At 56.6% G+C, this 13,492-nt stretch carries 12 protein-coding genes and 1 tRNA gene; 5 read left to right on the top strand and 8 right to left on the bottom strand.

Annotated elements, in window-relative coordinates:
- Positions 1–49 precede the first annotated feature (49 nt).
- Complete coding sequence (gene selD, locus ACQY5B_RS05150) at positions 50–2,182, top strand: selenide, water dikinase SelD (RefSeq protein WP_420326088.1); 2,133 nt, start codon at positions 50–52, stop codon at positions 2,180–2,182.
- Here the strand turns inward: selD and mnmH are convergent.
- Complete coding sequence (gene mnmH / locus ACQY5B_RS05145) at positions 2,164–3,222, bottom strand: tRNA 2-selenouridine(34) synthase MnmH (protein WP_420326090.1); 1,059 nt, start codon at positions 3,220–3,222, stop codon at positions 2,164–2,166. The two genes, selD and mnmH, sit on opposite strands and share 19 nt — an antisense overlap.
- Positions 3,223–3,357: 135 nt before the next feature.
- Between mnmH and ACQY5B_RS05140 the strand changes: the two genes are divergently transcribed.
- The 3 genes from ACQY5B_RS05140 (at position 3,358) to ACQY5B_RS05130 (ending at position 7,151) form a co-directional block, all read left to right on the top strand.
- Positions 3,358–3,432, top strand: a tRNA-Phe gene (locus tag ACQY5B_RS05140).
- A gap of 193 nt (positions 3,433–3,625) precedes the next feature.
- Positions 3,626–4,618: a HamA C-terminal domain-containing protein gene (locus ACQY5B_RS05135; RefSeq protein WP_420326091.1), complete on the top strand. Its 993-nt coding sequence runs from the start codon at positions 3,626–3,628 to the stop codon at positions 4,616–4,618.
- Entirely contained in the window at positions 4,611–7,151 is a 2,541-nt protein-coding gene (locus tag ACQY5B_RS05130; protein WP_420326092.1) for a DEAD/DEAH box helicase, read from the top strand. Before ACQY5B_RS05135 ends, ACQY5B_RS05130 begins: the two co-directional genes overlap by 8 nt.
- A gap of 31 nt (positions 7,152–7,182) precedes the next feature.
- Here the strand turns inward: ACQY5B_RS05130 and ACQY5B_RS05125 are convergent, their stop codons facing one another.
- Positions 7,183–7,383: a hypothetical protein gene (locus ACQY5B_RS05125; protein ID WP_420326094.1), complete on the bottom strand. Its 201-nt coding sequence runs from the start codon at positions 7,381–7,383 to the stop codon at positions 7,183–7,185.
- Positions 7,384–7,509: 126 nt separating this feature from the next.
- The gene (locus ACQY5B_RS05120) at positions 7,510–8,031 is read right to left on the bottom strand and encodes a hypothetical protein (protein ID WP_420326095.1); all 522 of its coding nucleotides are present in this window, start codon (positions 8,029–8,031) and stop codon (positions 7,510–7,512) included.
- Between the two features lie 422 nt (positions 8,032–8,453).
- Here ACQY5B_RS05120 and ACQY5B_RS05115 point away from each other — a divergent pair, with 422 nt between their 5' ends.
- The gene (locus ACQY5B_RS05115) at positions 8,454–8,684 is read left to right on the top strand and encodes a hypothetical protein (protein ID WP_420326096.1); all 231 of its coding nucleotides are present in this window, start codon (positions 8,454–8,456) and stop codon (positions 8,682–8,684) included.
- A gap of 521 nt (positions 8,685–9,205) precedes the next feature.
- On the opposite strand, the gene ACQY5B_RS05110 is transcribed toward ACQY5B_RS05115, so the two are convergent.
- The 5 genes from ACQY5B_RS05110 to ACQY5B_RS05090 form a co-directional block, all read right to left on the bottom strand.
- Positions 9,206–10,225 carry an AAA family ATPase gene (locus ACQY5B_RS05110; protein ID WP_420326097.1) on the bottom strand — a complete coding sequence of 340 codons (1,020 nt, stop codon included), beginning with the start codon at positions 10,223–10,225 and terminating at the stop codon, positions 9,206–9,208.
- On the bottom strand, positions 10,218–11,177 hold the full coding sequence (locus tag ACQY5B_RS05105; RefSeq protein WP_420326098.1) for a DNA-primase RepB domain-containing protein: 960 nt from the start codon (positions 11,175–11,177) through the stop codon (positions 10,218–10,220). Before ACQY5B_RS05105 ends, ACQY5B_RS05110 begins: the two co-directional genes overlap by 8 nt.
- A gap of 90 nt (positions 11,178–11,267) precedes the next feature.
- A complete protein-coding gene (locus tag ACQY5B_RS05100) occupies positions 11,268–11,492 on the bottom strand; it encodes a helix-turn-helix transcriptional regulator (protein WP_420326099.1) in 225 nt (74 codons plus the stop codon).
- A gap of 125 nt (positions 11,493–11,617) precedes the next feature.
- Complete coding sequence (locus tag ACQY5B_RS05095) at positions 11,618–12,076, bottom strand: hypothetical protein (protein WP_420326100.1); 459 nt, start codon at positions 12,074–12,076, stop codon at positions 11,618–11,620.
- 122 nt (positions 12,077–12,198) lie between these two features.
- The gene (locus tag ACQY5B_RS05090) at positions 12,199–13,392 is read right to left on the bottom strand and encodes a tyrosine-type recombinase/integrase (protein ID WP_420326101.1); all 1,194 of its coding nucleotides are present in this window, start codon (positions 13,390–13,392) and stop codon (positions 12,199–12,201) included.
- Between the last annotated feature and the right edge of the window lie 100 nt (positions 13,393–13,492).

The raw sequence follows: 13,492 nt of genomic DNA, 5'->3' as shown, positions 1-13,492 counted from the left end.
CGGTATCCCAACCAGGCGGGCAACTGACCGCAGGCCGAGGGAGACCGAGATGAAGCCATCGTTCCATCCTTTTACCCGCGATCTCGTGCTGGTCGGGGGCGGTCACAGTCATGCGCTGGTCCTGCGGTCCTGGGGGATGAAGCCGCTGCCCGGCGCGCGCCTGACCCTGATCAACCCAAGGCCCGCCGCCGCCTATTCCGGCATGTTGCCCGGACATATCGCCGGACATTACACGCGCGACGCGCTGGAGATCGACCTGGTCCGGCTGGCACGGTTTGCGGGGGCTCGGCTGGTCCTTGGCGCGGCCGAAGGGATCGACCTGTCCCGTGGAGAGGTTCACGTGGCAGGCCGTCCGCCCATCGGATTTGACCTGGCCAGCATCGATGTCGGCATCACAACCGCCATGCCGGAAATCCCCGGGTTTGACGAATTCGCGGTGCCCGCCAAGCCGCTGGAACAATTCGCCGCCGCCTGGCAGAGCTTCCTGCAAAACAGCGGCCGGGCCAGCGTGGCCGTGATCGGCGGCGGGGTGGCGGGCGCCGAATTGATCCTGGCAATGGGTCATGCATTGTCACAGGCCGGACGGCACGCAAAGCTGCACCTGATCGAGCGCGACACGGTGCTGACCGCCCTGCCCGCGCGTTCGACGACACGCTTGCGCGCGGCATTGGAACAGGCCGGTGTCACGCTTCATGAAGGGGCAAAGGTGCAGGCGATCACGCAGGATGGCGTGACGCTGGACGGGCATGAGATCGCCGCGGACTTCGTCTGCGGCGCGGCCGGTGCCCGCCCTCATTCTTGGCTTGCGGAAACCGGACTGGCGCAACAGGATGGCTACCTGAGCATTGACCCGCAGTTGCGCACCTCGGACCCGCACGTCTTTGCGGCGGGGGATTGTGCGCATATGCCATTCTCCCCCCGGCCCAAGGCCGGTGTCTATGCTGTACGCCAGGCTCCGGTGCTGGCGCAGAACCTGCGCACGGCTTTGCGCGAAACCGGGACACTGAAGCGCTACCACCCGCAGAAGGACTATCTGAAACTGGTGTCGATGGGCGGCAAGTCCGCCCTCGGAGACCGTTTGGGCCTGAGCTTTGCCGGCCCATGGGTCTGGCGGTGGAAGAACCGGATCGATCGAAAATTCATGTCCAAACTCAAGGGCCTGCCGCAGATGGCGCTGCCAGCCCTCCCGGACCCGCGTGCCGCTGGTGCGGCAGAGCTGGGCGACAAGGTCCTGTGCGGTGGTTGCGGCGCCAAGCTGGGCCAGGGCGCCTTGATGGCCGCGCTCTGCGAGGAAGCGCCGGAGATGCCCGGGGACGATGCGGCGCTGGTGCGCATCGGCGGTGCCGAGCTGGTTTTCAGCACCGACCACCTGCGCGAGATCACCGCCGATCCCGTAACCATGACGCGCATCGCTGCGCAGCATGCGCTTGGCGACATATGGGCAATGGGCGGCCAGCCACGGACCGTTCTCACCAGCCTTGTCCTGCCTCGCATGTCAGCCCGGCTTTCCAGCCGCACCCTAGAAGAGATCATGTCAACCGCCCGCGCCATCATGAGCGCGGCCGGGGCGGAGATCGTCGGCGGTCACACATCGCAGGGGGCGGAACTGACCATCGGCTTTGCCATCGCCGGTGAGTGCGACGGGACAGCTATCGGCCTTGCCGGCGCACGCCCCGGCGACTCTTTGATCCTTACCAAACCCTTGGGATCCGGCGTGCTCATGGCCGGCGAAATGGCGGGCCTTGCGCGCGGTGAAGACGTGGCAGTGGCCCTGGACCAGATGATCCAGTCGCAGGCGCAGGCCTCGACCCTGCTGAAAGAGGCCCATGCCATGACGGATGTCACAGGATTTGGCCTGCTGGGTCACCTGCGGAACATCTGCCTGAATTCAGGAGTCGGCGCCGAGATCACGCTGGAGTCCGTGCCGTTCATGCAAGGCGCCTTGGACCTCGCGCGCCGCGGCATCCGCTCCAGCCTCTATCCGGACAATCGCGCCCCCTTTCCCGACCTCGCAGACAGCCCCCGGCACGATCTGCTGATCGACCCGCAGACCTCCGGCGGCCTGCTGGCAGCAGTGCCGGGCAATGGCGCGGATACACTGTCGGCGTTGCGGGAGGCTGGCTACGCGGCCGCGCAGATCGGCAATGTCACCGAGAGTACCGGTCAGATCCGGATCGTCTGAAGCCGCGCAGCCAAACGGTCGGCCAGCGCGTCCAGAGCCCCGGGAGCCAACGAGGGCGTCTCCTCGCGGTGCAGAACCTGCGGGGCATGGGCCCGCATCGAACTGCGATACGCCGGATCATAGTGATCCTCGGCCAGCGCGCGGCACAAGGCCAGGCGATCCCCCGCCCCGATCATCGCGTCCCACCGGTCGACGATCTCGTGCCCGCGATGATAGCGCAGCGGCGTCAGCTTTTCGCGCAGGCGCCCCCCATCGGACAGGATGTCGTCGTAGGCTTGCGCAAGGTATTCCGCGCGCGCCGCGATCGGTGCAGAGACCTCTATCCAGGGCGCGACCTTCATCGCGTCCCATAGCGCCGGCGGCAGGTTGATCTGCCCGATCTTGCTGCTTTCCGCCTCCACCACGACGGGCCGCTCAGGATCAAGAGCGCAGAGCGCCCGGGCAAGATCGGATTCGAACCCCTTCTGGGCAGGCTGCCCCCCAGGCATCTCGCCCAGCAGAGAGCCCCGATGCCGTGCCAGCCCCTCCAGATCCAGCACCTGCACGCCGCGATCCTGCAGGCGCGGCAGCAGCGCGGTCTTGGCGGTCCCGGTATAGCCCCCCAACTGGATCAGCCGATGCCGCAGCGGCGCGTCGTAGAGATAGGCCGTGACGAGCCTGCGATAGGTCCGGTAGCCGCCCGGCACCACCTCCGCGCGCCAGCCGATCTCGCGCAGCATCCAGGTGAAAGAGCCTGACCGCTGCCCCCCGCGCCAGCAATAGACCAGCGGCCGCCACCCCCCGTCGTGATGCGCAAGCTGTCGTTCGATGTGGTTTGCGGCGTTGCGAAAGACCAGTGCCGCGCCCAATTTGCGCGCCTTGAAAGGGCTGTCCTGCTTGTAGATCGTCCCGACCCTTGCCCGTTCCTCGTTGTCGAGTACCGGCAGGTTGATTGCACCCGGGATCCGATCCTCTTCGAATTCCGCCGGACTGCGGACGTCGATCACGGTATCGAAACCGTGCTCGTGAAAGCTCTCGAGGCGGTCGGGTATCAGGCTCATTGAGCAGATTTATCCCGGAGCCGCAGGCATTGGAAGGGTCGGATTCTGCAAGGTGAAATTCTGTTGCAAAAGCTGCTGGACACCGGGTCGGACCTCGGCTAAACCGCCTCCACCCGAAGCGATCGCTTCACCCGTGCCCGGGTAGCTCAGGGGTAGAGCAGTGGATTGAAAATCCTCGTGTCGGTGGTTCGATTCCGCCCCCGGGCACCAATAAATCTCTTATTTCACAACGCATTATGCGCCGTCTTGGTGTTTGGGGATTTCTCCATCAACTACCGGGGTGTCGTTTGGGTGCTGCATTGAGCAAGGAGATAAAAGAAATGGGGGGGACTGCGGCGATGCTGGGGTCTATCCCTCTTGATTGCTGAGCAAAAGTGTTGAATTGTTCATGAAAAATTCAACCATGAGCGTAGCGCGCTTCAGTTCAGGCGGGTTTCGGCGGGCGGCAATGTTAATAGCAGATCAACTTGAAAGTTTCTTAGGTAATTTTGAAAGCCTATCAAGTCGAATACGACACTTGAGTTATAACACCGATGAACTCGGCGACCGCATCGACGTTCGTTGTAGTTACATTGCCTTCAAGGATGGAAAACAGACATTCGATGAATTCCTTGAGGTCTTGTACCATCAAATCGTCTCGTTCTGCTTACCACGGTCAGAGATCGCACCCGCTCACGACAGAATGAAACAAGCACTGGCTGACAATGATACAGTTTTGGTCAATCAGATTTCGACGCAATTACATGAGCGTGCTCGCAGTCTCTTTATGAAGGCAAAGAAAGGTAGTCACAGGTCAGGAGAGGCTGGCGAAATCCTACTTTTCGTTTTGGTAGAGTGGCTGCTTGGGGCACCGCAGATCGTATCAAAAATGTACCTTAAAACCAACAACAACATGCCGGTGCACGGAACTGATGGAATCCATGCGAAATTCGACGACGAAACGAAAAAGCTCCTTCTTTATTGGGGGGAGTCTAAAGCACACAACTCTCTAGGAAACGCCTTTAGCAGCGCGATGAAATCAATCAAAGATTTCATTGATGAGGGCGGCCAAGATTTCGAAGTTAAAGTTGTGTCAAGTTTCTCTGATTTCAACACTGCAACCGAAGCGGCGAAACAAGCCTTCATCAACTATCTCGATCCCTACAGTGAAGACTACAATCAATGTATTACCGTCTTTGCCTGCCTGTTAGTTTTTGATTTTCCGCCCAATGATAGTGAACAATCATTTACTGAATCTGCAAATCAGGCCGTCAACGATTTTATAAAGTTTCTGCCCAAGAAGCTCAAACATCGTGAAATGGGAGATATTCGGTTTGAGTTCTTTCTCGTTCCTGTCCCCTCGGCCCAAGATTTTCGAGACAAATTTCAGGTCAGAATAGGTTGGCCCAATGATTGAAGAGCTAGCTGAACGGATTTGGGCCAACCCAAAATTTCACGACGATACGAGCAATCTAAGGAACCTTGTTTTCTCAGATATGTTTGGGTTTGACGGAGCCGCCCCTGAAGTTGGCGAGCGCAATTTAATGCTTCGTCGTTTAACATCCAGCGCTCTGACGCTCGCGTGTTCGGAACGGTCTGAGCTGCGCAAACGCTCATATGACATCGCTACTGGAATATCCGAGTATGCATCGCAGACACACCCTGGTTCCGTATATGCCCTGTTGTTGGCATTGAGTCGTCTTGGGAACTTCCCTGCGATGGAGTTCGCCAAGCGGCGTTACGAAGTCAGTGAATTCGCGTTACCCCAAAGAACAATTGCGGAGAACTCGGCCCGCCGGCAGCAGAACAGCGTGAGGCTGGGTGCTCAGGATTTCTCACTAACAGATTTTCAGTTCGGTCTATGGAACGAGCTAAGTTCCCAACGCACTATCGGAATCTCTGCTCCGACATCTGCCGGCAAGTCGTTCGTCTTGCAGTTTTATGCTAGAAAGCTATTTGAAGAAGAGCAAATATCGTATGCGTCGATCTTGGTTCCATCTCGAGCTTTGATTACTCAGGTATCCGAGGATGTTTCCTCATGGCTTACAAACTCGGGCCTTGAGGTCGAGTTGATTACGACACCAATCCCAGCGGAAGGAAAGTTGCCTGCGAAAGCTGTGTTTGTCGTTACACAAGAGCGAATGCAGCTTTTGTTGTCTGCCCATCCAAACCTCTCTCCCGAACTCGTCGTGGTCGATGAAGCGCAGAACCTTGGTGATGGACCGCGTGGTGTTTTGCTTTCCGCTGTTATCGAAGAGAGCTTGAGGCGTTTTGACAAGTGCCAGTTAGTGTTCGCTGGCCCCAACCTTTCTGCTCCAGAAAAGCTTGCTCATGGGTTTGCTCGAGAAGCCGTCCCAGTTTCGACCGATGAGCCAACGGTCGCCCAGAACATATTTTTCTTGGATACAGGCAACACTGATCAATACAGCGCAAAGGTGTCCTTTTGGAATGATGGACACCCCCTCGAACTTGGTACGGTTGGGTGCGATCAGCCATTGCAGGATCACAAATCAAAGCTTGTGAATTTGGGGCTGCGTTTGGGCGGAAATGGGCAGAGCCTCTTTTATGCGTATGGCCCAAGTGAATGTGAGGAAATAGCGTTTGGATTGAGTGACGTGGAGGGCAGAGAACCGACCGCTGCCCAAGAAGAGCTTTCGAAGTTTGTAAAGGAAGCAGTTCACCCAGATTTCCAATTGGCCTCGTTCGTGCGGCAAGGCGTCGGATATCACTATGGTCGCCTTCCCTCTCTGGTGCGCAAAGCCATTGAAGATGCATTCAGTGAAGGGAATTTGAACTATCTTGTGACTACTAGTACCTTGTTGCAGGGGGTGAACTTACCAGCTCGGAACCTCTTCCTTCACAATCCGAGAAAAGGCGATGATCCAATATCTTCAGTTGACTTTTGGAATCTTGCAGGACGCGCTGGTCGATTGGGGAAAGAGTTCTCAGGCAACATCTTCCTTATTGACTACGGATCGTGGGAAGCTGATCCGCTGTCGGGCACTAGTGATCGAGAAGTCGAACCAACACTCCTCTCACACTTAGGAAGTCAAGCTGATGGTTTGATCGATTATATCAAAGATAGAGATCGAGTTCCCGATCCCCGAGTGCAAGATGAGTATGAAAATACATTCGTGAAGCTTGTGCAGGACCAAATGAAAGGTCGATTGAGTGAAACTCTTTCAAGAGCTGGGCTAGATGAAGGCCACCAAACAAGGATCGAGCTACAAGCTTCAATTGCGAAGGCGCTCGACGAAGTAGACTTGGATGAGAAAACGATTTCTTCTACGCCCACTGTTTCAATTTATAAACAGCAATCGCTACTGGACAGATTGGAAAAAAGCCTCAAAGCCAAGGGGCCCGATTACGTGATCCCCAAGCACCCCCGAGACTCATACGCATACCACAGCTACATCGCGGTGTTACAAAGGTGTCATCAGGAAATACTGAAACTGCCTAAGAAAGACAAATCAGCAAAGTACTTTACCCAGCTTATCCTGCGCTGGATGCGCGGTGATCCTCTGCCCATGATTATCGACGCCAATCTCAAATACAATCAGGATCACGGCATTAAATCCAACAGTGCGACAGTGATCAGGAAGACGCTAACTGAAATTGAGAATGCTGTTAGATTTAAGTACGTTAGAATGTTCTCCTGCTACAACGCAGTTCTCGAGTTCGCATTACGTAGACACGGATATGAAGATAGTATTAAATCGATACCTGCGATTCCGGTGTACCTCGAGATGGGGGCTAGCTCGGTCACTATGATGAGCTTTATCGGACTTGGGCTTTCGCGCTTTACTTCGACGCAGCTTCAAAGATTAGCACGACGGGTTGACATGTCTCAAGAGGAGGCGCGGGTGTGGGTGCGGCGTCAAAACGTTGATGCGCTTGATATACCTTCGGCCTCTGCAAAGGAAATTCGGCGACTCTTTCAAGCGGCCTAACCACCCAACGTGATGCTGCACTAGACGCGCATCAAGTCTTCAAGATTTTTTTCGCTTCATTGTGCGCAGCTGACCCTTTCACCCACTGCCAAGGGGTGCGAGGTTTGCGCGCCTTTGCCAGTTCTGGGTTCGCCTTGGCGTCGGTTACGGCTGCGCGCAGACGTTCACGGGCTTCGCGTGGGTCAATCTTGAGTTCTTCGCAGATGACCTTGAGCGTCACGATATCGGTCATGTCGATCTCCTAAGCTGCTGATGAGGAACGATAAGACGAAGGCGGGCAACAAGTCAGGGATAACCCCAGACGCGCCCTTAGTCGCAGCAAGAGTTGATGTCACAAAGTCACTGCTGGATTTTGGCGCTATCGTCGAACAAGGCGCTTGAGGTCTATCGACACCCCAAAAAATCCCGGCTTGATTTCCAGTGATTCAAAAACCCTTGCTACAAAACCGGGGCCGCGCTCGACCACTTTCCCGTCTGGGTGTGGGCGGCGAATTTGATCCACAACAATAGCCCGAATCTTCTTAACAACTTGTAGAGCATCCTCTTCATCGCGATCTTTAATTGAGAAAAACAGAACAGTGTCGTCCGCGGGATCGATTTCGACTAGAGGTTTATAGGAAACGAGAAAACCGGGTAATTCATTTTGACAATAGCTCCAAACGGGTCCAAGCTCTCTGACTTCCGCTGCAATATCTCCAGCGAACCGTTCGTTAGGGCGAAACAAGTCGACCTCTTTCATGTAGTCAGCGCCAAGGTCATCAAGAGCATGCTGCACTCGCTCAGTTAGCGATTTTTGATCTAGTGCGTAATCTTGATACAGATAATAAACGAACAAGCCACTGTCGCCATAGGTTCCTAAATAGGTCTGCGTGATATGCATGGCTGTGTGTGTCCTCTTTCGTCAGAAACGCTGTGTGTTCGACGCTAATCTCTGTTGTCGCGAGAATAAAAGTGGTGCCAACAACTGGTTGACGCCCTCCTAGGTTCGCCCAACACTAAACGAGGTATGTGAACTCGACTAGCCCGAACTAACCCCGAGCATCGAGAGCGAAACGCGCGCGCGGCGGCGTTGTGTTGAGCCAGGAGCGCCGAGGCGTGCCTCACGCACGGTAATCCCGTCGCAATCCCGGCTGGCGCGCTGTGCGCCGCGCACACGGCGATCAACCCGGCATCTGCACGGACGCGGTTCATCGGCATGGCTACCCCTGTGGTCTCCTTCGCCGGGACGGGAATTACCCTGACGGGCGATGGTCCTCGATCTTATTGCGCTGGCATCGAAACCAGCCAGTGAGGAAATCAGCAATGACGATACGCGCAACATGGGCCTTCAACGGCCAGACGAAAATCATCTTGGGCAACTGGCATCGTCTGTGGTGCCTGCTGTTCGGCCCATTCTACTACCTGTTCAAGGGCATGTTCCTCTGGGCGATCTTGTCGCTGATCACTGCCAATGGCCTGTGGGTCGGCTTTCCGTTGTTCAACCGCGCCATCGTGCTGCGCCACTACCATCGCAAGGGCTGGAAGCAAAACTGATGCCACAATCGCGCTACATAGCGACACCCACTTACCCAGACAGTACCCACGTCTATGATGGTGGTCTTACGTCAATAAGGACCAACGTCGCTTGTCCCAAACATGTGAGCGGACAGAAGTGAAAACGACCCGATGGACACACTAGCCAATGAGTAAACCCACCCACACGGCACCCAAATCAGCGTTTGCAGATCGTCATGAATGCGGACCAATTGAAAAGGCTCAAATATTTGGCTCCGCCTCACCGCCAACAGCCTGATCAATAGTCCGCGTGTCGGTCTCGGGCGCAGCTGCGCGAACCCTGCGAGACTCTAGCAACAGGTGACCATCGGGGGATGGGGGGAGGCGATTTTTTTTCGGCGCGCGCCCCACGGACGGACAAGAGGTCATATCGACTGCCGAGGTTTCCGGCCCCTAGCCGCTCAGTTTTTCTAGTTGAATAACGATAACCTCGGTAACGCGATAACTTCCGGCAGGGGGCGTTGGTTATCTGGTTACCGAAGTTACTGGGTTCATCACGCTTACTCAGCGGCGCAATATCGACCGCGCCCCTGTTTCTCGATTTCGCCATACTTGTGCATCTTGAACAGCAGTTGTTTTATGTTGTTCTCGGGCTTGCCCAAAGCGTCGGCGATTTCCTTGGGACCCGTAGGCTCATCAGCCCCTTCTAGGACTTCAAGGATTGCACTTCGCTCTTCCGACCGACGCACCTCGGCAGCATCGCCCAACACCTTCCACACGCCACCGACAAACTCAACGGCCTGCTCCATCTCCTCGATTTCGCGGCCGCGACCGTAGAGCGTGACGCCCTGCTTGCCTCGATGTAGCACGAAGGCGGCATCTACCGCCCCCGTTAGCCCAGTTGTGCCGGAGATCATATCGAACGGGTCATCGCCCAGCATCTTCCGCAGGTGGTGGATGACGAGGATTGCGACGCCCATTTGACCGGCCATTTCCTGCAAGGGCGACAGTGCCGCATAGTCGGCATCGTAGCCTTCACGCCGGGATTGAGGGCGCACACCAGCGAAAGTGTCAATGATGACGAGCTTCGGACGATGGACCCCGATCCAGTCGCGCAAGTCGTCAACCAGCCCGTCGCCCAAACGTCTGACCTCCGTGGCGAAGTGCAGCCCCGGTGGCCAGCGCTCAACATCGCCGTAGAGCTGGCTCATGCGCCGTTGCAGACGGCGATGGTTATCCTCCAGTGCGCAGTACAATACCGGGCCTCGGCGACATCTGACGCTTCCTAGCGCCAAGTCCCCGGTGGCGACTGCCATTGCGAAGTCCAGCGCCATCCACGACTTCCCGATTTTCGGCTTACCCGCCAGCAGGGTCACGCCCTCGGCAAGGTAGCCGCCTACGGCATATCGAAGGGGTGGAAACTCCTTGGACTGCAGCGTCTTGGCCGAAATGGTCGTGATCGCTCCTTCAGTTGAGGTCCTTTCAATGGACTTCGCAGCGCGACCTTTCCGTTTCGGTGGACGCGGTGTGTTCTTCGGGTTCTGGCGTCGAGTGATTTTGGGTGATTGCCGCTTAGTCATTGCGCCCCTCCACCCACGCGATGATGCGCGACACCTCGGTTTCCAGAGCGTTCTGGTCTTCGCCGTACTTGTCGCGAAAATACGGGCTCGTCCAAACCGCTCCAGCGATTTCGGCGACGGATGCACCCACCTCATGAAGACCCGCTACGATCAAGAAAATGCTGCGGGAACGGTCGGGGGCGACAACATGGTCGTGCCTGAGAAGCTGGCCTGTCGGCACCTTCAGCTTAGCGCGGTATTTGCGCCATACGGAAAGGCGGTCTTGGCCTTCCGGGAGGACCTTAGTTGCTTGCGACCGAACAGCATTGCTCCGACCTTGATCAGGCAATTGTTCCGGTCTTTTGAATATCAGTCGCGTGTCGTAATGCCGGAGAGGGATGAAGGGCTTCGCATAGACTGACTTGTGGTTAAACGAACCCGGCAGGCGCAGCAGCTTGTTCGGCGCGCTTCCGCCCTTGTCGCCTCCGTAGCGATAGGTCAGCGCTTTCGAAAAAGCCGAGGCCCGTTTCGGCGTGTGGGGCCGGTCCCAGAACCACAGTGCCTGAGTATTGCCCGGAGACGTTTCCCAGACCACCGAAGGCAGCGGCACAAAGCTACTCGGGTCGCCCTTGTCGATGTCACACCAGCCCAGACGGCAGAGGTGAACACATTTCACGAGCCGCTTGGCGCGCGTGTACACATTGGGGCTGAAATACTGGTCCCATTTATGGCGGTCGTACTTGCGAAGTAGACGACCAATTTTCACGTCTTCGTTCAGCCATTCGAATTCTTGCACCATCTTGCTTGAGCCGCGACGCTTGAAGCAAAACGCGCCGAACAGGTCCTGAGACACACGGTTTTGCGGCTCCCAGAGGGTGGTGAGAAAATCGACCTGATCTCGGATAACTGTGCGGTCAGACGCGCCATCTTTCCAAAGTGACGGGAACTCGGAGGTTTTAATGATCGGGTACATGGTGTTGCCTTTCAGCTAGGCGCAACTTCTCCGTTCGCGCGAATGTGCGCGTTGCGAGAGGATTGCGATTTTTGGGGAGAGTTGCCTGACTTAGAAGTCAGCGTAGTGGTGACGGGACCGTTCTTCAGCGCGCTCAGCGAGCCACTGTTCGATCTCATTCAGCAGCCAAGCGACGCTAGTGCCAGCGAGGCGCACGCGACGTGGAAAACGCCCGCGGGCCTCCCAGCGCAGGAGTGTGCTGTTGCTCACAATGATGCCTAAGCGCTTCAGATCAGCGCGTGTGGCGAGGGCCTTTCGCCCATCCGAGATATCCATCTTGTCTTTCCTTCTGCATGTTTAGGTTCGCGAAGGAGCGCTCCGACAAGAAAGAAGATGGATCAGGTTGGATCGCATTGCGAGCGAAGGTCCTGAAGGTCTCAGGTCGGTTTGAATTGAAACCTTCAAAGCGACTTCAGGGCTTCTTGGATTTGGCTGTCCAGTTGTTCATGCTGACCTGTGGTCTCGTGAAAAACTCGCCGAACGTAATCCGGAATAATCCCTACGGTCTGGCCCAAGTCCTTGTCCCATTGGCCTCGAGTAATGCGAAAATCGGGAAAGCTCTTCTTGAGGTCCCACAGGCAGACGTGAACCACGTAGAAGCGTATTTCATTGGTGTGCGCGATCTTGCCGCCGTTCTTGCCTTCAACCTCGCCGGACAGCCACTTTTCCAGTTTTGCGGCCCGGTCTTTAAGCGCCGAAAGCTCGGCAAGTAGGATGGAAGGGTCGAGGTGTGCATGCTGGCCGTAGTCTTCCCAGTGAGCAAAGTGCGCAGTGTTTTCAGGCTCAAGGGCGGTTTCAAGCTTTTCAATCGGCTTGATTACATTTCTCTGCAACCACGTGATGCGCTGGGTTAGAGACATGTCGAATGGCGCCAGTCTGAACCCGTTGGGCGATGTCACAATGCCTCGGCGTACCTTTAGGCATTCGTCGCGTAGCCCAGTCCAGAAATCCTGAAAACGTGCGTCATCGGGCAGTCCAAGGATTACTCGGACTTCCTCTCGGCACTGGCCTCCGAACGCACCGTCGTGATTTTCGTCAGTTCGCTCGCCCACAGTTCCAGCGCCTCACGCTTTTCGTTGAAATACGTGTAGCGATTGTAGGTTGCACCGACGCCTGAGACGACTCCTGATTTGTGGTTGGTCACGGCGTCGATCACGTGGGGCATCACGCCGAGCTTTGCCATGCCTGTCGAGGCCGTGCGTCGGAAGTCGTGAAAACGCCAGTCGGGCGTTCCATCAGGCAGGGCCGTATCAACACGTTCTTTCAGTCGCCCGAAGCCTGAAATTGGCGAGCGCCCGGTCGTCGTGAATACGAAGTCACTGTCGAGGAACCTGTGCACCGAACGCAGGATGTCAACGGCTTGATCTGGTAATGGTACGATATGCAGTCGAGCGTTTTTCACACGGTTGGCGGGGAGTTCCCAGATACCCTCATCAAGTTTTAGTTCCGACCAACGCATCCCGGCGACTTCGCTCCGGCGCTGCCCGGTGATCAGAAGGAGCTTGAGGAAGGGACCGAATGGATAGTCCTCGGCATCGCTGTGCTGCCATATCGTCCGAATCTCAGTATCGCTCAGTACGCGATCACGCTGAACCTCACGCGTAGGCGGCCTGAGGAGAGCCACAGGCGACGTTTCGATGTCGCCACGCATGACGCACCAGTTCATGAGCTTTTTGATCGCTGAGAGCGCCCGATTTGCGCGTGTCGGCGTGCCATTGGCGATGATGCCATCCAGCACCTTGCTGACGTCCTGCCGTTTGATCTGGTCGATGGGCCGATCCTTTGACCCGTCAAACTTGTGCAGAACGCTTTCGGTGCGTTTCCAGTCCTTGGTGTTGGGCTTGGCGTGGAGCTCGATGAACTTGGGGATCATCTCGCCCAGCGGCAGGGCCGAAACCTGAGAATCCTCAGGCACCTTATCGAACTCGCCCAACTCGACATCACGGGCGATTTCCATCGCCTTGCGTCTGGCGTCGGCAAGAGAGACCACAGGATAAGGGCCGATTTTGATACGCCTGCGAGCACCGTTCGGGCGGACCAACGTGTAGAACACCTTGGCACCTGTGGTCGACACACGCACATGCAGGCCGTTTACTTTCTGGTCGCGCACTTCGTACCGTTTGGTGGTCGCAGGAAGCATCGCGTCGAGCGATTTGGTTGTGAGCATCTGTTTCATGCTGACATCGTAAGACACCCAGAATCCGCGTGTCAGGGTATGGTTTGAAAAGCTCTGCCACAGCATCGTATTGGCTGGCAGGCTTGGAGACGCTTGGTGA

It is taken from the genome of Antarctobacter sp., from assembly GCF_965277915.1.
Classification (GTDB): Bacteria; Pseudomonadota; Alphaproteobacteria; order Rhodobacterales; family Rhodobacteraceae; genus Antarctobacter.
The sequence above is the reverse complement of the archived record's forward strand: the minus strand, read 5'-3'. Positions and strand labels throughout refer to the sequence as shown.